Origin of the sequence: Kaistella palustris DSM 21579 (assembly GCF_000422265.1) — a bacterium.
Lineage (GTDB): Bacteria > Bacteroidota > Bacteroidia > Flavobacteriales > Weeksellaceae > Kaistella > Kaistella palustris.
This window is the reverse complement of sequence record NZ_AULL01000016.1, coordinates 262,559-282,805: the sequence shown is the minus strand read 5'-3', so window position 1 is coordinate 282,805 and position 20,247 is coordinate 262,559. Positions and strand designations below refer to the sequence as shown.

At 41.9% G+C, this 20,247-nt stretch carries 17 protein-coding genes, 1 tRNA gene and 1 riboswitch; of the genes, 9 read left to right on the top strand and 9 right to left on the bottom strand.

From position 1 onward, the window contains the following. The first annotated feature begins 19 nt into the window (after positions 1 to 19). Positions 20 to 787 (top strand): ABC transporter permease subunit, encoded by a 768-nt coding sequence (locus H562_RS0106645; protein WP_027376783.1) that lies wholly within the window; start codon positions 20 to 22, stop codon positions 785 to 787. Between the two features lie 189 nt (positions 788 to 976). Then, positions 977 to 1,531 carry a fasciclin domain-containing protein gene (locus H562_RS0106640; protein ID WP_027376782.1) on the top strand — a complete coding sequence of 185 codons (555 nt, stop codon included), beginning with the start codon at positions 977 to 979 and terminating at the stop codon, positions 1,529 to 1,531. 84 nt (positions 1,532 to 1,615) lie between these two features. Here the strand turns inward: H562_RS0106640 and H562_RS15715 are convergent, their stop codons facing one another. Both H562_RS15715 and H562_RS14785 read right to left on the bottom strand, forming a co-directional pair. After that, positions 1,616 to 2,839 carry a hypothetical protein gene (locus H562_RS15715; RefSeq protein ID WP_034690827.1) on the bottom strand — a complete coding sequence of 408 codons (1,224 nt, stop codon included), beginning with the start codon at positions 2,837 to 2,839 and terminating at the stop codon, positions 1,616 to 1,618. Beyond that, positions 2,839 to 3,435 (bottom strand): Crp/Fnr family transcriptional regulator, encoded by a 597-nt coding sequence (locus H562_RS14785; RefSeq protein ID WP_051190424.1) that lies wholly within the window; start codon positions 3,433 to 3,435, stop codon positions 2,839 to 2,841. Before H562_RS14785 ends, H562_RS15715 begins: the two co-directional genes overlap by 1 nt. A gap of 108 nt (positions 3,436 to 3,543) precedes the next feature. On the opposite strand from H562_RS14785, the gene ppk1 reads away from it, so the two are divergent. The 3 genes from ppk1 to H562_RS0106615 all read left to right on the top strand — a co-directional run bounded on the left by ppk1 (position 3,544) and on the right by H562_RS0106615 (position 8,740). Further along, positions 3,544 to 5,625: a polyphosphate kinase 1 gene (gene ppk1, locus H562_RS0106625; protein ID WP_027376781.1), complete on the top strand. Its 2,082-nt coding sequence runs from the start codon at positions 3,544 to 3,546 to the stop codon at positions 5,623 to 5,625. 4 nt (positions 5,626 to 5,629) lie between these two features. After that, positions 5,630 to 5,816: riboswitch (cobalamin riboswitch) on the top strand. Positions 5,817 to 5,849: 33 nt separating this feature from the next. Continuing rightward, positions 5,850 to 7,676: a TonB-dependent receptor plug domain-containing protein gene (locus H562_RS0106620; RefSeq protein ID WP_027376780.1), complete on the top strand. Its 1,827-nt coding sequence runs from the start codon at positions 5,850 to 5,852 to the stop codon at positions 7,674 to 7,676. A gap of 11 nt (positions 7,677 to 7,687) precedes the next feature. Continuing rightward, positions 7,688 to 8,740, top strand: coding sequence for a hypothetical protein (locus H562_RS0106615; protein ID WP_027376779.1), 1,053 nt, complete (start codon positions 7,688 to 7,690; stop codon positions 8,738 to 8,740). Positions 8,741 to 8,810: 70 nt separating this feature from the next. Here the strand turns inward: H562_RS0106615 and H562_RS0106610 are convergent, their stop codons facing one another. Both H562_RS0106610 and H562_RS0106605 read right to left on the bottom strand, forming a co-directional pair. Continuing rightward, the gene (locus H562_RS0106610; protein ID WP_027376778.1) at positions 8,811 to 10,232 is read right to left on the bottom strand and encodes a CCA tRNA nucleotidyltransferase; all 1,422 of its coding nucleotides are present in this window, start codon (positions 10,230 to 10,232) and stop codon (positions 8,811 to 8,813) included. A 358-nt stretch (positions 10,233 to 10,590) separates the two neighbouring features. After that, complete coding sequence (locus tag H562_RS0106605) at positions 10,591 to 10,842, bottom strand: hypothetical protein (protein WP_027376777.1); 252 nt, start codon at positions 10,840 to 10,842, stop codon at positions 10,591 to 10,593. Between the two features lie 212 nt (positions 10,843 to 11,054). Between H562_RS0106605 and H562_RS0106600 the strand changes: the two genes are divergently transcribed. The 4 genes from H562_RS0106600 to H562_RS0106585 are packed head-to-tail and all read left to right on the top strand — an operon-like array spanning position 11,055 to position 14,833. After that, positions 11,055 to 11,513 (top strand): GtrA family protein, encoded by a 459-nt coding sequence (locus H562_RS0106600; RefSeq protein ID WP_027376776.1) that lies wholly within the window; start codon positions 11,055 to 11,057, stop codon positions 11,511 to 11,513. A gap of 39 nt (positions 11,514 to 11,552) precedes the next feature. Continuing rightward, positions 11,553 to 12,275 (top strand): lysophospholipid acyltransferase family protein, encoded by a 723-nt coding sequence (locus H562_RS0106595; RefSeq protein WP_027376775.1) that lies wholly within the window; start codon positions 11,553 to 11,555, stop codon positions 12,273 to 12,275. 43 nt (positions 12,276 to 12,318) lie between these two features. Then, complete coding sequence (locus tag H562_RS0106590) at positions 12,319 to 13,767, top strand: MFS transporter (RefSeq protein ID WP_027376774.1); 1,449 nt, start codon at positions 12,319 to 12,321, stop codon at positions 13,765 to 13,767. Beyond that, a complete protein-coding gene (locus H562_RS0106585) occupies positions 13,751 to 14,833 on the top strand; it encodes a DUF3810 domain-containing protein (RefSeq protein ID WP_027376773.1) in 1,083 nt (360 codons plus the stop codon). Before H562_RS0106590 ends, H562_RS0106585 begins: the two co-directional genes overlap by 17 nt. 729 nt (positions 14,834 to 15,562) lie before the next feature. Here the strand turns inward: H562_RS0106585 and H562_RS0106570 are convergent. From H562_RS0106570 to H562_RS0106545, 5 genes are all read right to left on the bottom strand, one after another. Beyond that, positions 15,563 to 15,877: a GIY-YIG nuclease family protein gene (locus H562_RS0106570; RefSeq protein ID WP_233701980.1), complete on the bottom strand. Its 315-nt coding sequence runs from the start codon at positions 15,875 to 15,877 to the stop codon at positions 15,563 to 15,565. 557 nt (positions 15,878 to 16,434) lie between these two features. Continuing rightward, positions 16,435 to 16,508: transfer RNA gene (locus tag H562_RS0106560), tRNA-Met, on the bottom strand. Positions 16,509 to 16,622: 114 nt separating this feature from the next. Beyond that, positions 16,623 to 17,906, bottom strand: a complete 1,284-nt coding sequence (locus tag H562_RS0106555) for a TlpA family protein disulfide reductase (protein WP_034690824.1) — start codon at positions 17,904 to 17,906, stop codon at positions 16,623 to 16,625. A 57-nt stretch (positions 17,907 to 17,963) separates the two neighbouring features. Further along, positions 17,964 to 18,182: a hypothetical protein gene (locus H562_RS0106550; RefSeq protein WP_051190423.1), complete on the bottom strand. Its 219-nt coding sequence runs from the start codon at positions 18,180 to 18,182 to the stop codon at positions 17,964 to 17,966. A 17-nt stretch (positions 18,183 to 18,199) separates the two neighbouring features. Then, the gene (locus H562_RS0106545) at positions 18,200 to 20,194 is read right to left on the bottom strand and encodes a hypothetical protein (RefSeq protein ID WP_027376768.1); all 1,995 of its coding nucleotides are present in this window, start codon (positions 20,192 to 20,194) and stop codon (positions 18,200 to 18,202) included. Positions 20,195 to 20,247: the final 53 nt, after the last annotated feature.

Sequence of the window (20,247 nt, the reverse complement as noted above, 5' to 3'; positions counted from 1 at the left end):
TTAAAAATTATTTATTCAGATGAACAAGATCGCCCGCTTTATACTTTTTGATATTTTAAAGAACAAGACCGTTATTTTCTATACCGTTTTACTTTTCATCATTTCCTGGTCGGTGTTGGGTCTGGAAAGTAATTACACCAAAGCTACGCTCAGTCTTTTAAATGTAGTTCTGCTGGTGGTCCCGCTGGTGAGTATTATATTTTCAACCATTTATGTGTACAACAGCAGCCAGTTTGTGGAGCTGCTCCTCAGCCAGCCTGTACCTCGCGTGAAGGTCTGGTTTAATATTTTCCTGGGACTTTCGACCGCTTTGGTTCTCGCATTTCTCATCGGCTGTGGAATTCCGATCCTCCTCTATTCTTCGATAGAAACAGGTTTTTCGCTTATCATTATCGGCATTTTTCTGTCCGTCATCTTTACGTCCTTTGCCATGCTTTCCGCCATTGTAAGTCGGGACAGAGCCAAGGGAATAGGTATTTCGATCTTCATCTGGCTTTTCTTCAGTATAATTTACGACGGAATTCTTTTGATGTTGATGTTCCAGTTCGCAGATTACCCGATCGAGGGTATAATGGCGACGCTCACCGGTCTGAATCCCGTAGGTTTGGCCCGGATCTTCGTTTTGCTGCAGCTGAATATTTCGGCTATGCTGGGTTACGCCGGTGCGGTTTTTCAAAAAGTCTTCGGATCCGGCGGCGGTATGGGAATCTCAATGCTCATTTTACTTATTTGGGCAACTGTTCCATTTGTACTTTCCTTAATAAAATTTAACAGAAAGGATCTGTAAATTCGCTGCAGGGGAACTGAGCTTTTCACAATTTTTTCTCTGACATTACGGGTTTATTTAAACTGAAACGCTGCACTTCCCACTTTTTTAATTTTTATTGATAAATATCAGGTGTATTGTGGTTTACGTATGATTATGATCATAGGTGATCCATCCCTTCTGTTGTACATTTATATAAAATTACAGCAAATGAAAAAGTCAATTCTTATTTTGGGCATCTTGGGTTTTATGCTCAGTTCCTGTGCGAAAAGCGAGACCATCGCTCCGGCAGGTACAGAAAACAGTTCGGAAGCAGCCGGTCCCGGCCAGGAAGCGGTTGTGGATGATGAATCAAATCCAAATGTAGTGCAGCTGGCCGCCACAAATCCAGATCTGTCTACACTTGTTACAGCAGTAAAAGCTGCAGGATTAGCCACCTCACTGAGTAATGCCGGGCCGTTTACGGTTTTTGCACCGATGAATTCTGCCTTCGAAAAGCTTCCGGCAGGAACAGTAGACGGACTTTTAAAACCGGACAAAGCAGATCAGCTCTCAGACATACTTGGTTATCACACTTATGTAGGCGTGATCAAAGAAGACCAGATGACCGACGGACAAACGCTGGGAATGGTCAATGGAAAAAATATTAAAATTACGATGGTCGACGGGAAACCGGTGATCAACGGAAAAGCAAAGATCGTAGCCACGGTTCCGGCCTCAAACGGAATTGTATATGCGATCGATGAGGTGCTACTGCCTGAATAAGTTTCATTCTTTTATTGGTTTAATTGGAAACGGCTGTCAAAATTTTTTGGCAGCCGTTTTATTTTGAAATATATTTTTTTCAAATCAATCCTGGATCACATCCTTCCGCGTTTTCATATTGATGAAAATAACGAAGATCGAAATAAACATGAGCAGCGAAACATACAGGAGTATATTGTTTGCATACGGTACCGCAATGTATTTAATGGATAAAATGCCCATCATGCCAAGCACAAATTCATTCAGGAAAATTCCGAGCAGCAATAACTTCAGTCCGAGCAGCAGCGGTTTTGTAATGGTGAAATAGTTGGTTGCCAGAATCTGGTTGATCAGGAAAGTTGCGATACACATCAATAATACCAAGTGAAGGTAGGCAATTACCACATTTCTGAAACCAAAGGCAAACTGATTAAGCGCCGGAATATTGGAGCCCAGCTGCAGTGCAATTTTTACGGCAAAGGCAAATCCGGCAAATATGAGCACAAACCTTTGCATCGGCGACCATTTTAGCACAAGATTTGTCCAGCTTTTCTTCACAAAAGCATATATCATTACCGCGCCGACCGTCTGCGCAACGGAGGCGATCACAATTACGGCGAAAATATAAGCAGGCATTTTCAACCACAGAACAGAAAGTCCGAAACCAATTAAACAGCCAATAAACATCAGCCAGAATATAATGCTGTTGTGCCTTTTGGTTATTGCCGCACCAGTTTCCTTTAAAGAAAACAAAAGCAGCCCAATGCAGGAAAAAATAAAGAAACCGTTATACTGAAAGTGCAGATAATAATATTCTGAAGCCAGATACATATCCTGTTTCATAGTTCCGGTCATACCCATGTACGCCAGATTAAAAACGCCAAGTGACGAAATAAAGGCGAAAAACAAGCCTGCCAGAAACCAGATCTTCGAAGCATCCTGAATCTTAAATGAATCGCGGATAAAGAAGAAAAAGAAAACAAAACTACACAGCAATGCAGCGGTAGAAGCCACAATCGATGCCCAGAAGTAACCACCGTAAATAAAAGTTCCCAGCATAGAGAACGACGCGACCAGATTGATGATGATCAGATATTCGTACTTCTTCAGATTGAGCGCCGCGCCTACTTTGCGCAGGTAAATGAGGATGAGCACATAAATCGCGTTGGTGATCCAACCATAAAATGCAAAATGGGAATGCGCCTCCTGCAGATGTTTCTGATCGAGAAATGGAAGTGAATATAAGATTTTGTACCGCATTACCACGCCCAACAGCGCCACGATGAAAAAATTGAATACTGAGAATTTCAGCCAGAAACTGCGCTGCATTAGTAAAATATTTTATGGTTAATAAGTTCAAGTTTATTTTCGCGCTCCATTTTCTTTACAGCACGGATCACGGTTTCTACAGCCAAACCTGTGGAGTTGGCCATTTCTTTACGTGTAATATTGATCACGGTTTTTGTGTCGGGTTCTATACCTGCCGAGACTTTGTGCATCTTCAAAAAATTGAGGATCCGCTCATGCGGATTGAGGTGTACGATGGACTTCAGCTTCAGGGTTTTTTCGTAGGCTTTGCGTGCGATCGAACGTGTAAAAACGATTAGACCTTCGGGATTATCGAGCATGAATTTCTGAAAAAGCGCGTCATTAAAACTGAATAGCTCTGCAGTTTCGCTGGCAATCACCGCATTGGCCGGGTAGCGCTCGCCGAGTAAAAAAGGCGGCTCGCCCAGAAACATGCAGTCTGTAACCTTGTTGATGAGAAATTCTTTACCTTCGGAATCGGTATTGTAAATTTTTATTTCACCTTCCATCAAATAATATAAATTTACCGCTTTCTGATCCTCACGGAAGAGGTTGTCTTTGCGCTTTAAATGCAGTAGCGGAACATTATTTTTCAACAGAATCTCTCGTGAAAACATATTTTTACTTTGTTTCAAATTTAATAAAAATAACCGACCGTCCCAAGCCTCAGACCTGTAATAGTTCAGTGGGAATTCCTTATTTTTGAGGAAATCCCAGAACTTAAAATGGCAAACATTTACAACCCCAGAGATATTACCTGGCTCGCCTTCAATGAAAGGGTGTTGCAGGAAGCGATGGATGAGCGTGTACCGCTGCATCTGCGCATCCGTTTTCTGGGGATCTTTTCCAATAATCTCGACGAGTTTTTCCGCGTGCGTGTGGCGGGGTTGAAGCGCGCGATGGATTTTAAAGACAAATATATTACCGAATCATTTTACCAGCCGCCCACAAAGATCCTGCAGCGGATCAACGAGATCGTCATCCGCCAGCAGCAGAACTTCGACAAAACCTGGCATAAGATCCAGGCAGAGATGGCCGCTCAGCATATTTTCATTAAAAATTCTAAAAACCTGAATGCCGCCCAAAAAAAGTTCGTGAGCGGTTACTTTGATGAGGTCGTGGAAAGCAATGTCATCCCAATTCTGTTAAATGAAAATTCGGCGATGCCCTATTTACGGGACAAATCGCTGTATCTGGGTGTCGCCATGCGCAAAAAGAAGTTGCAGTACGAAAGTAAGTTTGCAATCATTGAAATTCCCTCGCGCCTGTTGGGGCGTTTTGTCCTCCTGCCATCCGCCGAAGGTGAAAAAGCGGTCATGCTGCTGGAGGACGTGATCATCTACAACCTTCCACATATTTTTTCTTATTTCGGATATGAGGAATTTGAGGCGCACTGTTTTAAAGTAACCAAAGACGCGGAGTTCGATCTGGACAACGATATAAAAACGACTCTCGCCGAAAAAATTGAAAAAGGCATAAAATCTCGCCGGAAAGGTAAACCGACACGGTTTGTTTTCGATAAGGAAATGGATAAGGCTTTGCTTGAATTTCTCATCAGGAAACTACATCTCACCAAAAAAGACAGCATCATTCCGGGTGGCAAAATCCACAATTTCCGCCATTTTATGGAGTTCCCCGAGGTTTTCGAAACGTACAGGAAACCCGTCGAAAGAACTTCCTTCGATCATCCCGAAACAGTAGGAAAACGGGTGACCGACGTAATTCAGAAAACAGATATTCTGCTGTCTTTTCCGTACCATAAGTTCACGCCTGTAATCGACCTGCTGCGGGAATCGGCTATGGATCCCGACGTGAAATCCATTCAGATCACGGCCTACCGCCTCGCCAGTCATTCCAAAGTCATCAATACGCTCATCAACGCAGTGCGCAACGGCAAGGAAGTTACCGTAATGCTGGAGCTCCGCGCAAGGTTTGATGAAGAGAGTAATCTGCAATGGAAGGAAATCCTGGAACAAGAAGGTGTAAAAGTACTCGTAGGCATCCCGAACAAGAAAGTTCACGCCAAACTCTGTGTGATCAAAAAACGCGTGCAGAACAAAACCATTCAGTACGGATTTGTGAGCACCGGAAACTTCAACGAAAAAACAGCGAAAATTTATGGCGATCATCTGCTGATGACTTCGGACAGAACGATCATGGCAGACATCAATAAAATTTTCAATGTCCTGCGAAAGCCTAAATCAGATATCGTTGCGGCGCTGAAATCCTGTAAAAGTCTGGTGGTTTGTCCGACTTATATGCGCGAAAAGATCATACAACATATCGACAAAGAAATCGAGGAAGCCAAAGCCGGCCGAAAAGCGCTGATGATCATTAAATCCAATTCACTGAGCGACCGCACGCTGATCCGCAAATTGTACGACGCCGCAAGAGCCGGTGTCGTCATCAAACTCGTCATCCGCGGGATTTACTGCGCTGTAAATCAGAAGGATTTTAAACATAAAATTGAGGCCATCAGTATTGTTGATGAATATCTGGAACATGCGCGCGTGATGTATTTTTACGGTAAAGGCAATGAAGATATCTACATTTCATCGGCGGACTGGATGACCCGGAATCTTGATTACCGTATAGAGGCAGCCGCAAGGATCACCCAGAAAAACCTTAAGAAAGAAATCAAAGACCTTCTCGAAATTCAGCTCAGCGACAATGTAAAAGCCAGAATCCTGGATAAAAAACTGAGCAACAATTATGTAAAAGGCGGCCCTGAAAAAATCCGCTCGCAGGTTGAAACCTACCGATATCTGAAAAACAAAACAGAGTCTGCAGAGCCCGCAAAAAAGTAAGGCTCAAAATCTTTTGTTTATACCACACAAACTCCTATTTTTGCAGAGCTTGTAGAAAAGGGAATTGTGTGCAAATCACAAACTGTCCCCGCAACTGTAAATCACCATTAGTGAAACTGCCATACAACCACTGAGCGATCGGGAAGGTGCAGTTTTGTGAAAGTCAGGAGACCTTACTGCCAGGCGTTAACTTAGAAAAAGCTTTCGGAGGAAAGGCCTTAATAATGACTGTAAAACACCACTTTTCTGCGGCGCTGATGTTTTGTTTTTCTCTGGGATTTGCTCAGGAGAAGACAATCGACACGGTTTATATTTTCGACAGTCAGTTAAAGAATTCCAGAAAATTCCAGAAAATCGAAACTTTAAAACAGGAAGATTTTCTGAAAAACACAGCAAATCTATCGGAAGTTCTGCGTTTTCAGTCGCCGGTTTATATTAAAGAAAACGGGCGCGGCATGGTTTCTTCGCCCTCATTCCGCGGTACCACGGCGCAGCAAACAGCTTTTATCTGGAACGGTATCAATATCAACTCGGTTTTTCTGGGCCAGGGCGACATCAATAATTTAAATCTTTTAGGATACGATCAGCTCGAGATAAAGTCCGGCGGCGGCAGCGTAATTTACGGCAGTGGCGCGATTGGTGGCACCATTCATTTGAATAATGACCTGGCTTTTAACAAAGGATTCAACGCTGGCTTTTTTCTGGAAGGTGGCTCATTCAATACTTTTAATTCTTTTTTAAAAACTTCCTATAGCGATGAAAGATTATCAGTAAAGGTTTCAGGTAATTTTGTAACAAGCGACAATGATTATGAAGTGCCCGAAAAAGATTACCGAAACCTGAACGGTGCGTATAACAACCGCACTTTTAATCTGGGCGCGGCTTATATGGTCGGTCGGAACAACACGATTTCCTGGCAAACCCAGATTTACGATGGAATTCAGCACTACCCTGTGCGCTCAGAAGATTATACAAAAACGAAATATTTTGCCGACAGTTTCCGCAGTTTGGTTTCGTGGGATTTTAAAAGCAAAAAAATCACGAACAGTTTCAAACTCGCATATTTGCAGGATGATTTTCAGTATTTCGACCATATTGATCAGCCCAAAAGCAGTGGCGGGAATTCAGAAGTCTATCTGGCGAAAAACGATCTCAACTACATTTTCAGCGATAAATTTGCATTCAACCTCATCGGCGATTACCAGCTCAACAAAGCTGAAGGTTTTCAGTCCGGAATTTCTTCTGTTCAAAGAAATGCGGGTTCCGCAGCAGGTTTAGTGCGATGGAATCCGGTGAAAATCATAAATTTCGAAGCTGGCCTTAAAAAAGATTTCGTGGAAGGAATTGCCACACCGATACTCTATTCATTTTCGGGAAAACTCGCGGTGAATAAGTGGTATGACGTGGTTCTGAATTTCTCGAAAAATTTCAGATATCCTTCCTTTAATGACCTTTACTGGAAACCCGCCGGTAACCCAAATCTGAAATCCGAAATTTCTCACCAGGCTGAACTCGGGAATCAGTTTCAGTATGGTGATTTCAGGCTGAATGTCACTCCTTATTACATCTACATCACCGATATGATCCGTTGGCTACAGAATTCCAAAGGCGTCTGGACACCTGTCAATACAAATAAAGTTGAATCTTATGGTGTTGAATCTAAGCTCGATTTTGCTAAAGATTTCGGGAGAAGCACCACAAAACTTTCTTTAGGCTATATTTTCACCCATTCGAAAAATCTGGAAACCAACCGTTTTCTCTCCTACGTTCCGCAACATAAAATTTACGGCAGCGCTGTTTACCGTTATGATTTCATGGAAATATTCTTTCAGGGACTGTTCAACGGACTCACCTATACCACGGACGACAGTAAAATATCTGCGGCAATCAATTCCTATTTTGTTGCGAATGCCGGAATTAATCTTACACTTGCAGCACACTATAAACTCGGTTTCAAAGTTCATAATATTTTCGACGAGATCTACGAAACCACCGCTTTCTTTCCTTTACCAAAAAGGAATTACAGCGCAAATCTGTTCATTAACTTTTAAATAATTATTATATGAAATTTCCAAAAATCCTGGCGTCAGCATTTGCGCTAACTTTACTTTTTAATGTTTCCTGCCGGAAAGACGATGATCCGATTACACCGCAGCAACCCAAAGGCGCGTATGAAAACGGCATCCTCATTACTAACGAAGGCGGATTTTCTACGCCCACCTCCAGTGTCTCATTTTTGAGCAGCGATCTTACGACGCAGGAAGACAATATCTTTGCAACGAATAACAGCAATGCCACGCTGGGAAATGTTTTCCAGTCGGTAGGTTTCAAAGATGACCTGGCTTATCTTGTCCTGAATGTACCCAATAAAGTGGAAATCGTAAACCGCTACACTTTTGCAAAAACCGGCACGATCACCTCCAACCTGAGCACGCCGAGATATATCGCCTTTACAGATAAGAACACATACATTACCAACAACGATTTCTTCAGCGTGAGAAAAGTGAATATTTACGACAATGCCAATACTTTTGTAAAAAGCATCAACTTCGACCGTTACGCCGAAAAAATTGCAGCCTCCGGCAACTACGTATATGTACAGACGGACGGTTCTACCTATGATACAAATTACAACGAATTGCCCACAGGACACACCATCACCAGAATTAATGCAACTACAAATGAAGTTGACAAAGTGATCACACTTGATGACGAACTGATCATTAAAGATATGGCCGCTGAAGGTGGTTTTGTGTACGTATTAACATCCAATAACAGCAGTACAAACCTTTACAAGATCGCAGCCTCGGCAGGTACTGCACAAAAAATTACTTTAGATAACGTGGCGGGCGGCACCAAACTAGCGCTCGAAAACAACAAACTGTACCTGATCTCTGCGCAGAATAAAGTGTACAGCGTTACCGGCACGGCTGCAAATGAACTGTTTACGGCAACTGCCAATAACGTATATGGTTTTAATGTAATTAATGGGAACATTTACATTGCAGATCCTACCTTCAGCTCAGACAGCAAAGTGCGGATCTACAACCAATCCGGAACTTTACTTAAAACGCTGACTACAGGCATCGGAACCAACGGTTTCTACAAGAATTAATCGGTAAACGCACCAGCAAAAAGCCCTTTCAAACCTATTTTTGAAAGGGCTTTTTCATTGTTTCACGGTTTCAGGAGCAGACAAGCCCGAGCTCTTTCCCCTGGTTAATGACAAATTCGCGTGCTTCGTTCTTATCATTTGCGATCTCGCCTTCCAGGATGGCTTCTTTAACTTTTTCCTTTAAGATCCCGATTTCCCTGCCGGGTTTCAGGCCAAATAATTCCATAATTTCCTCGCCCGAGATCGGCGGCTGAAAATTCCGGACGTGATCTTTTTCTTCGACTTCTTTAATTTTTATGGCTACCTCCTCAAAATTTCTTTTAAATTTTGTCTGCTTGGCGGAATTTTTTGTAGTGATATCGGCTTTGCACAAAGTGAAGAGATCCTCCAGATCTTCGCCGGCATCAAACAGCAGACGGCGCAATGCTGCATCCGAGGTGTCATCATCAACCAGTGCGATCGGCCGCGAAGACAGTTTTACGAGTTTCTGCACATACCGCATATGAGAACCCAGCGGCAATTTCAGCCGGTGAAAAAGCGATTTCACCATTTTGGAGCCTAAAAACTCGTGACCGTGGAAAGTCCAGCCGCTGCCTTCCACAAACTTTTTCGTCGGTGCTTTTCCTACATCATGAAGCAGGGCCGCCCAGCGCAGCCAAAGATCGTCGGTATGTTTGGAAATATTATCAACGACTTCTAAGGTATGCCAGAAATTATCTTTATGGGTTTGGCCTTCAACCTCTTCAATACCTTTTAATGCCGTAAGTTCGGGAATGATGTGCTGTAAAAGGCCGGTTTCCTCCAGCAGTTTTAAACCTTTCGAAGGTTTTTCACTGAGCATGATTTTGTTAAATTCCACCATGATCCGCTCCATCGAAATAATGGAAATGCGGGAAGCTTCAGTTTTTATGGCTTGCCGAGATTTGTCCTCAATTTGAAAATTGAGTGTGGATGCAAACCGAATGGCGCGCATCATACGCAAAGGATCATCGGAATAAGTCTGGCTCGGCTCCAGCGGTGTGCGGATCAGCTTATCGTGAAGGTCGGAAACCCCGTCGAATGGATCAAGCAGTTCGCCAAAATTTTCCTGATTAAGGGAAATCGCCAGCGCATTGATGGTGAAATCCCTGCGTTTCTGATCATCTGCCAGCGTTCCGGGCGAAACGGAGGGATTTCGGGAGTTTTCCGCATAACTTTCTTTGCGGGCGCCCACAAACTCAAGGTCGAGACCTTTGTAATGGAACATGGCGGTACCGTAATTTTTGAAAACAGAAACCTTGGTTCCTGGATTTATCCGGGCTGCTGCTTTTTTAGCCAGGTCAATTCCGTTACTTTCGGTTACAAAATCAATGTCTGTGGGATATTGCCTTTTCATCAGCAAATCACGAACGTAGCCGCCGACAATATAAACAGTTTGGTTGTTATCTTTTGCAACTTCAGAAATGAGTTTGAAGAGTTTTAAGTTTTTGTTTTGGGCAAGGTTGATCTTCATAACATACGCGAAAGTTCAGGTAATGAACTGAAAATTTCTGCAAAGATACTTAAAAACGCAGACAGACATTAAGCCAGATCCAGACGGGAAAAGCGACTCGAAATTGAAATGTTTATTGATTTGAAATAAAGTGCGCTTCATCAACGCAAGTGCATTATAGTAGATTTGCCAGAGAGACATTCGATAAAAGCACGAATATGGGGAATTAAAGAAAGCCGCGGCGAACTGAAAGGTACAACTTGAAATCTTAAAAAAAATTTTCGGCGAATTACATTTCTTTTAACGAAATAAAATAGGTGGACGGTTTTTAAACGTGTTTTCTGCTCCAACAAAAGTGAAGACGAAAAAGTTCCGCGGCTTATTGCGGGAGATGGTATTCCTCGAGCAGCAGATCATCGATCGCATGTTCCAGATAATCTGACTGAATTTTCATAGCCTCCACAAAATCATCGGGAATACTGTGCGCACTGTCGGTCTGTACAGTCCAAAGTTCATCATTGATCAGTTCATATTCCGAATAGATCCGTTTGAATTTGGGACATTTTTTCTCGAGTTCCTCGATTTCCTTTTGTTTCGGACTAAACTTTCGGAAGGGTTTGCGTGCGGTCATGGTCAATTTTACTTTTAAGAATTTAGGAAGTGCCGTTGTAACTGTTTTTCTGTACGATAAGTGCCGATTGTACCAACCTGATCAGGACCAATTTATCGTATATTCTCTCGCTTTGGGAAAATAAATGTAGCCATTAAATCGAAACAAAAAAATATTTTAACAGCTTTTTCTGATTGTTTAACATATAGTTTTAAATTTGTGCCAGCCAAAATATGAAGGAACTTTTACTAAGACAGAAACAGATTTTATTTTTCGCCCTGGCGGGCGGAATCAGCGCGGTGATAGAGATAGGGTCTTTCAAAATATTCAGCATACATCTGCCGCAGATTTTCCCCAGCGAGCAGAATTTTCATGGGGTGCATTTCCCGCTGAGTAATATACTTTCCACGTTTTGCGGGATCATTACCAATTATTTTTTAAGCATTTGGTTTGTTTTCGAGCGCGGCAAACATTCGAAAAAAAAGGAATTCATTTATTTCATGTTTATCTCTGCAATTTCTACATTGGTAAGTTTAAGTTTCTTCCAGATTTTCTTCCGTTTTGTTTTTGCAGATCATATTGATGCGGGAATCTTTGTATTCAGCCGCGAAATGCTCAGTAAGATTTCTGCCATACTTCTTGTTTCCATATTAAATTACAGCGTAAAAAAGAAAGTGATATTCAATGGTTAGATTGTGGACTTTTGCCGCATCAGTTATTTAAAATTCTTAATGAGTAAAATATTAAATTATATGTGGCGCGGATGGATGGTACTTTTGGGTGCTGTACTTACTGTGGTTATGGGGATTCCTGTGCTGCTCCTATCCATTCGCAAAGAACATTATAAATACGCCTACAAATTTATCCGGTTCTGGTGTTTCGGCATGTTTTACGGGATGGGCTTCCGCTACGAACTCCACAATCTTGCGAACGCCAGAATTGATCCCGGCAAACAATACGTTTTTATCTCAAACCACACTTCTATAATGGATGTGATGCTGCCCTGCATTCTGATGCCGCGCCACCCGCTCTGCTATGTCGGCAAAAAGGAGCTGGTGAAAATTCCGATTTTCGGCACGATTTATAAAAGGATCTGCGTGATGGTGGACCGAAGTTCTGCAAAAAGCCGCGCCGATGTATACCGCCGCTGCGCCGAACGTATGGAAGAAGGCCAAAGTATTGTGATCTTTCCCGAAGGTGGCGTGCCCGACGATCCGACTGTAATTCTGGATGACTTCAAAGACGGTGCTTTTATTTTAGCATCAAAACACCACTCACCTCTTGCAGTTTTTGCATTTGTGGGATTAAAGGAAATGTTCCCGTTTGACTATTCCAAAGGTTTCCCGGGAAAAGTGCAGGTATACCTCACCGATATCCTGGAACCCGGCAAAACAACCAAAGAACTGAAAAGCGCGGCGCACACGCAAATTAAAAAAGTACTGGAGACCAAATAAGGAGATTATATTGTTATATTTGTTTTAAAGAAACTTTTAATAAATGTCAACAACTTACACTAAGCAGACTAACTGGGGACAGTTCATACCGTTAGTTACCGTATTTTTCTTCTGGGGATTTGTTGCCGCGAGCAACGATATCTTAATTCCTGTTTTCAAAAAAGCCTTCGATCTTACACAAAGTCAAAGCCAGCTGGTTTCCGTCGCATTTTATGTGGCGTATACTGTGGGCTCACTGATTTATATGTTTGTGTCCAAAACCATGAAACAGGATCTTGTAAACAGGATCGGCTATAAAAATGGACTGATTGTCGGACTTCTTATTTCTGCCTCGGGTACGCTGCTGTTTTATCCAGCTGCCAATCTAGGATCTTTTCCTTTAATGATCACCGGCCTTTTCATATTAGGACTTGGTTTTTCGTTACAGCAAATTGTAGCCAATCCGCTCGCCATAGAAATCGGGCCTACGGAGACAGGTTCACAACGACTGACGATGGCCGGTGGAATCAACAATCTGGGAACGACCATTGGACCGCTAATTGTGGCATTTACCATTTTTGGCTCAGCTACCGCGTCAAATACCGAAGCAAGCATTGAATCTGTAAAGATCCCTTATATGGTTTTGGGTGGAGCATTTATTCTTGTAGCCGTGTTGCTGAAATTTTCTTCGCTGCCACAGATCACACCTACAATCCAGGAGGATCCTGCAGAAGAAATTGGCGGCAACCACCGGACTTCTGCCCTGAAATATCCGCAACTTGTTTTGGGCATGATCGCCATTTTTGTGTATGTGGGCGTAGAAGTTTCTACCGCCAGTAATTTACCAGCTTATATGGAAAAGTCACTCGGCTTTTCGACCAAAGATATTGCGCCCTATGTTTCATTGTATTGGGCATCACTTATGATCGGGCGTTGGACCGGCGCTGTTGATGCTTTCGATTTCGGTGCAGGAGTCAAGAAAATACTTCGTTTTTTAGCGCCATATCTGGCGTTTGGAGTTTTTCTTCTGGTCAATGCGATCGCCAAGCATGACCTCTCACACTTCTATATTTACGGCTTGATTATATTGGTGATGATCGCCTGCGACATTTTAAGTAAGGGAAATCCCGCACGGATGCTTTTAATATTTTCCAGCATGGGGATTCTTGCTCTGGTTTTCGGAATGATGACTTCCGGTATGGTTTCTGTGTACGCTTTCACCAGTGTGGGTTTGTTCTGTTCCACGCTGTGGCCGTGTATTTTTGCGTTGGCGATCAACGGTCTGGGAAAGCATACCAACCAGGGTTCCGGCTATTTGATCATGATGATTATGGGCGGCGGAATTATCTCCTGGATACAGGGAACTTTGGCTGACATGACGAACATACATGTTAGCTATATTGTGGGTGTGGCCTGCTTCGCCTATCTGGCATTTTACGCGGTTCGCGTAAGCGGAATCTTAAAAGCGCAGGGAATTTCACTTGATCATGTAAAAAATGGAGGCAACCATTAAAGGAAAAAAGCTTTTTCAAAGGAACAGATTCTGGGCAGGTTTTTTACTTGCCCAATTTCTTTTGTTCTTTATTTTTTCAAAAAGTGAATTATGTATTTCTCTGTTTGAAAAGTTCTTCGAAGTGCAGAAAACAGTCCATCAAAAGATATTTTCTGTATTTCCATTTTCGGTGGGCGACATTTTGTATCTGGCAACGGGAGTCTGGTTTTTGTTGCTTTTTTTAAAAATATTAAGAAATAAAAACCGGAAAAAGGCACTCAGGCTTGCGCTGATTACATTTAATGTCTTCTATTTTCTGTATCAAGTCTTTTGGGGATTGCTTTATTTTCAGACGCCACTTTTAAAGAGAATGCCTACAGATAAAATAACGCTCGATGAAACAAAATCTTTAGCCTTGAAATATCTGGAACTGTGTAAACAAACACGGGAGCAAGTCGCTGAAGATCCGAACGGTGTTTTTATACTCACTAATGCCAGGGAGCTTAAGAAAGAAATCCTTAAGAACCAATCGACACTTCCCGCTTTTTTAAATATAGAAAAACACGGCACCGGAATTCTTTCGTTAAAACCAAGCCTGTTTGAAGGTATTATGAGCTTCACCGGAATTTTGGGTTACTACAATCCTTTTACAGCGGAAGCGCAGTATAATTCAGACCTTCCACCGACTTACCAGCCGTTTACACTGGCGCACGAAAGTTCGCATCAACTTGGGTTTGCGCGGGAACAGGAAGCGAATTTCATCGGTTATCTTGTCGGCAGAGAGGCAAACAATGCAGATCTAAGATACAGTACGCAATATTTTGTATTAAAATCCCTGCTTCGGTCTCTGGCTGAAAAAAATCCCGATTTCGTCAAAACTATTTTAAGCCAATATTCATCTGGGATGCAGAGAGACCGGCGCGAAGAACATAAATTCAATAAAGAGCACGAAGGTTTTCTGGAAGTTTTTTTTGGCGTCAGCAACGACCTTTTCTTAAAAAGCAATCAGCAGGAAGGAAGCGTTACGTATTCATATTTTGTAGAATTAATGGTACGTTTCGAAAGAATTTCACCCGTGAAAGCATAAAAAAAGAATCGCATTTTGCAATACGATTCTAAACACAAATGATGAAAAAAAATTTAGTTTTAAGCAAGACTGTCGCCTCTTTTAAAACAGTGTAAAATTATAACTTTTATCCTGATAAAAAAAATAAAAATACCTATTATTTGCCATGTTTTCGATTAACCTGAAAAATTTCGGCATCATAAGAACAATCGGTTGCAGTAACAGTAATGAAGCGTGGGATCCATTACGATTTTGGTGTTAAAATTTTATAAAAGTGCTCCGTATGACATATAACATACCAAATTATTTTTTTCAAATTTTTCAAATATTTAATGTTTCCAAAGCGACTCCTGACTTGAAGAATTTCTCACGAGCCATGGCTTAAGATTTTGAATTGTAAAACTCCATTTAAATAACTTCCCAGGCCGATAACGAAAGGTAAATCCTTTGGTGGGAGAATGAGTTGTGAGAATGAAAACGTTTTATCAGTCAGAAGTGAAGCCGACATACCGTTTCTTAAATTTTTTAGAATATAAAATATAAACAGCAAATTCCACAAAAAATCCCGACCAAAGCCGGGAAAGTTAAGGTCGGAAATTAAATCCGAAACCATTAAATAAATTTACGGCGAAAACTGCATGAAAATTTCCGCCGCCGTGAAAATATTACTGAAAATAAGTAATAAAATCACCCTAACCTTGTAGCGAAGACGGGAATTGAACCCTGTCCGCCGCGGCGGATATGAATCCTTTACTCGTCGGAAAAAGCAATATTCAGATTGATCCAATCCCGCCCTGCTCCTGACTTGAAGAATTTCTCACGAGCCATAGCTTCAGATTTCGAATTGTAAAACTCCACATAAATAACTTCCCAGAGACAGTATCGCAAGGTAAATCCTTTGGTGGAAAGTGAATTGTGAGAATGAAAACGGTTTATCAGATCAGAAGTGAAGCCGACATACTGTTTCTTATATTTTTTAGAATATAAAATGTAAACAACAAAATCCATAAAAAAATCCCGACCAAAGCCGGGAAAGTGAAGGTCGGAATTTAAATCCGAAACCATTAAATAAATTTACGGCGAAAACTGTATAAAAATTTCCGCCGCCGTGAAAATATTACTGAAAATAAGTAATAAAATCACCCTAACCTTGTAGCGAAGACGGGAATTGAACCCGTGTCCGCCGCGGCGGATATGAATCCTTTACTCTTCGGATACAGTAACATCCAGTTGATCCAAATTTTGCTTAGTCCCCAAGTTTTGCGCTTGGTCCGAACTATCACCCAGCATTACAATGATATTCTGAATTACTTTATAAAAAGAAGCACAAATGTAAGTGCGGAATAATTCAAAATAAAAAACTTCAGAATGCAGCTTCGCGGAGTGAAAGACCGAAAAATTTTCCTCTTCAGATTAACACAGATTTTTGCTTAGTCCCCAAGTTTTGTGCTTGAGCCATATAAACAACAAAATCCATGAAAAAATCCCGACCAAAGCCGGGAAAGTGAAGGTCGGAAATTAAATCCGAAACCATTAAATAAATTTACGGCGAAAACTGTATAAAAATTTTCGCCGCCGTGAAAATATTACTGAAAATAAGTAATAAAATCACCCTAACCTTGTAGCGAAGACGGGAATTGAACCCGTGACCTCAGGGTTATGAATCCTGCGCTCTAACCGACTGAGCTACCTCGCCAAAATCTCAGAAAAATACCCAGGATAGAGTAATTTTCTACACTCTAAGCCGCTGTGGTTGCCCCGCTGATTAAAGTGGTGCAAAGATAGAAATATTTTGTAACTCAGCAAATAATTAATTTAATTTTAAAAATTTAATTACATCTGCCGCGTGATCTGGCTTCGCAATAATTTTATCTGCACTGTCCAATATAAAATATGTTGGAGTCGCATGCACGTTATACTGGTCTACGTAAGAACTGTTCCAACCTTTTAATTCTGAATCATTGATCCATGGTAAATCTTTCACCTTATTGTCATAAGCTGCCTTTTCACTATCCAGAGAAAGCGCGATAACCTGAATGTTCTGCACCTTCATTGCCGCATATTTCTCAATAATTGTCGGAAGTTCCTTTTCGCAATGTGAACAGGTGGACGCCCAGAAAATAATTACTTTTTTTGCTGCTTTTACGTCTGCGATAGATTTTGCACTGGTATTCGAAGGCTGCTTAAAAACATAGTTGGGGAAAACAGCACCCATTTCTGTATTCTTGTTGGTTGCAATAGTTGCAGAAAGTCGGTCGTTGATAGTGCACTTCAGATTGGTGGCTTCGGTAAGATACTTTTCTTTAAGATCTTTCATATCGTAAGCATCAAAGATCTCAATAAGTTCGGAAAGAATGGTTTGTCCGCGCGGCGTTTCTACATTTACGGCTTTTAACAGCGCATCAATATCAGAGGTTATATTTGTATTTGGACCTACATTGAGATAAGCAACCAAAACCGGTCTCAGCAGTGACGACGATTCCAGCATATCATTAGACTTCGTCAGAAAGTCGATGATCTCTTCGTGAGTTAAGACTTTCTGGGTGGCTCCTTTCTCTAAAAACCGCGAATAATTCGTATTGTAAAAACTGATAAAAGGATGTTTTGCAATATCTGCCGGTTTGGAATTAAGACGGGCAATCTCAGCATTCACGGCTTTACCAAAATCCGAACTGTCTTTGTAGTACGATTTCATCTGCACCAGAGCGGGAAGGATAAATTCCTTCTTCTGCTGAATGTCCTGGATATTATTCATGACGGAATTGCTTTCATCAAGATACTCCACATCTTTAATTTTCCCCTGGTCAACCTGGAATTTAAGTTTTACATCTTTGTTTTCTGAAATAAAATTGATGGATACATTCTGTTCAGGAAAATAAAGTTTCATCATTCCTGTGTAAGGCTTCGCGACATTGAGCTGCCACGTATTGCCTTTTCTAATTTCCTTGGTGTTCAAAATATCCTTCGAACCGTTCAGGGAATAAAGGTAGACTTCGTTCGGGGTAAAGGCAGCAGGAGCCTCTACAAATACTTTAAACTGTGCCGAAATTGTGTTGATCAGCGAAAGACACGCTATTCCAAAGATTTTTTTCATGTTGTAAATATAAAAAAACCCACCGGGATTCCGATGGGTTGCATATGGTAAAAAAGCCTAAACCAGTTTTTTCTGCATTTTTTTGGCGTAATAAAATATGAAGATAAGGGCGGCAACTGCTAAAATATATACATACATATCAATAGGCGCAGGCGCACCGGGCCCCACTCCACGACCACTGCCGCCATCGGGTGGTGGTGGCGGACCTTCCTGCGCACTTAGAATTGCTCCTATGAGGAGAAAGGAAAAATAGAGAAGTTTATTAATTAGTTTCATAATTTGTGTTTTTAATATTATCTAATAATTTTAGCGCTTACTTTTTCACCCTTTTCGGAAACTGCCGTAACTACATACGCCGAATTGGATTTCGAGAGGTTAATGACATAATCTTTATCTGCCAAAACATTGGCTTCAGAAAGAATCAGTTTTCCACTCATATCGTAAACGCTGATGTCTGCTTTTTGCCACTGAGGGTCAAACCGCACAACAAAATTATTAATGTAACCATTATAAACAACCCTGGTGCGTGAGATCTTTACATTCCCATCCGTGCCAAGAACTGTGGCTGATTTGCCATAATACAAATTATACTGGTCACCGGAAACCGGTATGATCTGGTTCTGGGCAATTTCTGTTTTTTGACCGGCGGGGGTTTTATAATAAAAGCCTATACCTGTAGACATTTCAGAGGCTCCGTCATCTAAAAGTTCGGCATTTTCCCGAAGTTCAAATTTCAGGGATTTGATGTCATTGCCATATAAATTCATGGAGACTGCTTTCCCGAAAAAGTCTGTTTCATTCGCTTCATTGATGTAAAGCCAATACAGATTGGCAAAATTAGTATCAACCCCGCCTGCTACTGCATCTTCTTCGAAAGTGCCCATCTGGTCTGTACTGCCGAGAATGGTCTGGGTATTAGATTGCGAAGTATGGCCGGAAGTGGCGTCAGGATACACAACAAAATACGTTCTGGCCAATTCCTCGCCATTCTCATTAAGACCGATGACACCAAGCTGCTTGACGGAACTGCCAGCTTTGTTATTGACACCATACGACGTTCCGCTTGGTCTAGGTGTATATTTAAATCGTCTTAGGTTATCAAAACTAAAAAGTCTGTCCGCCGGTGTTGGAAGCGTAGCATTATTATTTTTCAGTTTGATCACGAAGGTCTGCATGGGTTTGATCATTACGCCCACATCGCCCACAGGCGTATTGGCAGGCGTGTAGGTCACAATTTTAGCACCAACCGATTTCGTTCCGCCGCCGCTGATGGTCACTACAGATCCCGGATCATACCGCACACCCTGAATAGAGGTAATATTGTTATTATCAGTAACTGCACCGGTTTCTACCAGGCCTATCATTCCAAGATCAAGATTTGTGAGGTAAGGGTTTCCAAACTGGTACATGTTCCGGCCAAAAGTTGGAACTGAGAAAGGGTCACTGGGATTCAATGCATAATCAAACTGATCTTCCGTATATGTATTGTACTTTTCGCCATAGCTGTTGTTGTAAGTCCCCTGCGGTCCGAAAGATACCCCCGCACCCGCATTTTGCAAAGGTTCCTGCACGCCGTTTGCAAAAGGCACACCGCGTAGCGTATAAACGCTACCTGCCGGCGCAGGATAATTGGCAGGCATAGAAGCAGGCGGTGTTCCTGTATCGAGATCTTTGGAACCCAGCATATAATATGTGGTGCTTTTTGGTGTCACAGAAGCCACACTCAGATTATCTGAAACGACTGTGGTATTATTCCAGGTAAGCACTTCATTTTTCGAGTACCGGACATTTGTAAAGGTTTTACCCAGCGTGCCAATGGTAGACGCGGAGCCTGATAAGCTTGATATCGTTTTGTTGAAAAACGGAAGCGCAATCTGCTGATATGTACCGTGCTTTGCAGTGCGGTATTCTTTATCAACCACAGCGGTAATGCCACCGGTTTGCGGCAAGCCGTTGATATAAAGCTGACCATAGGTTGATGGAGCTGTCGGGCTGGAGTGATTGGCCGGATTATTAAGGCGCAGAATTATATTTCCGCCATCTGTCTTGGGACCGGTGCCCGCAGCATTCTGTGTTCTAAATACATCATTTGTACCACCAACAATCATCATATTTCCATGAATGTCGTAAATGCCATTTCCTTTGGTCTGCACTCCACCGCCGTTATATACCAAAGCGTTCTCCCCCACGTAGAAAGTTCCACCTGGGTTGACATTGACGAGGACGTTTTGGGCGGGTACGAAGTAGCCTATGGCGAGAAGCGCCACTGCGAGTAGATTTTTTTTCATTATTGTGTGTTTTGTGTTTAGCGAATGCTACTTGCAAAGATATTTATTTTTTT

Bases quoted from the DNA above. Each gene is read 5' to 3' on its own strand.
- H562_RS0106645 (WP_027376783.1), top strand. From the start codon at position 20: ATGAACAAGATCGCCCGCTTTATACTTTTTGATATTTTAAAGAACAAG.
- H562_RS0106640 (WP_027376782.1), top strand. From the start codon at position 977: ATGAAAAAGTCAATTCTTATTTTGGGCATCTTGGGTTTTATGCTCAGT.
- H562_RS15715 (WP_034690827.1), bottom strand. From the start codon at position 2,839: ATGCAGCGCAGTTTCTGGCTGAAATTCTCAGTATTCAATTTTTTCATC.
- H562_RS14785 (WP_051190424.1), bottom strand. From the start codon at position 3,435: ATGTTTTCACGAGAGATTCTGTTGAAAAATAATGTTCCGCTACTGCAT.
- ppk1 (WP_027376781.1), top strand. From the start codon at position 3,544: ATGGCAAACATTTACAACCCCAGAGATATTACCTGGCTCGCCTTCAAT.
- H562_RS0106620 (WP_027376780.1), top strand. From the start codon at position 5,850: ATGACTGTAAAACACCACTTTTCTGCGGCGCTGATGTTTTGTTTTTCT.
- H562_RS0106615 (WP_027376779.1), top strand. From the start codon at position 7,688: ATGAAATTTCCAAAAATCCTGGCGTCAGCATTTGCGCTAACTTTACTT.
- H562_RS0106610 (WP_027376778.1), bottom strand. From the start codon at position 10,232: ATGAAGATCAACCTTGCCCAAAACAAAAACTTAAAACTCTTCAAACTC.
- H562_RS0106605 (WP_027376777.1), bottom strand. From the start codon at position 10,842: ATGACCGCACGCAAACCCTTCCGAAAGTTTAGTCCGAAACAAAAGGAA.
- H562_RS0106600 (WP_027376776.1), top strand. From the start codon at position 11,055: ATGAAGGAACTTTTACTAAGACAGAAACAGATTTTATTTTTCGCCCTG.
- H562_RS0106595 (WP_027376775.1), top strand. From the start codon at position 11,553: ATGAGTAAAATATTAAATTATATGTGGCGCGGATGGATGGTACTTTTG.
- H562_RS0106590 (WP_027376774.1), top strand. From the start codon at position 12,319: ATGTCAACAACTTACACTAAGCAGACTAACTGGGGACAGTTCATACCG.
- H562_RS0106585 (WP_027376773.1), top strand. From the start codon at position 13,751: ATGGAGGCAACCATTAAAGGAAAAAAGCTTTTTCAAAGGAACAGATTC.
- H562_RS0106570 (WP_233701980.1), bottom strand. From the start codon at position 15,877: ATGGTTTCGGATTTAAATTCCGACCTTCACTTTCCCGGCTTTGGTCGG.
- H562_RS0106555 (WP_034690824.1), bottom strand. From the start codon at position 17,906: ATGAAAAAAATCTTTGGAATAGCGTGTCTTTCGCTGATCAACACAATT.
- H562_RS0106550 (WP_051190423.1), bottom strand. From the start codon at position 18,182: ATGAAACTAATTAATAAACTTCTCTATTTTTCCTTTCTCCTCATAGGA.
- H562_RS0106545 (WP_027376768.1), bottom strand. From the start codon at position 20,194: ATGAAAAAAAATCTACTCGCAGTGGCGCTTCTCGCCATAGGCTACTTC.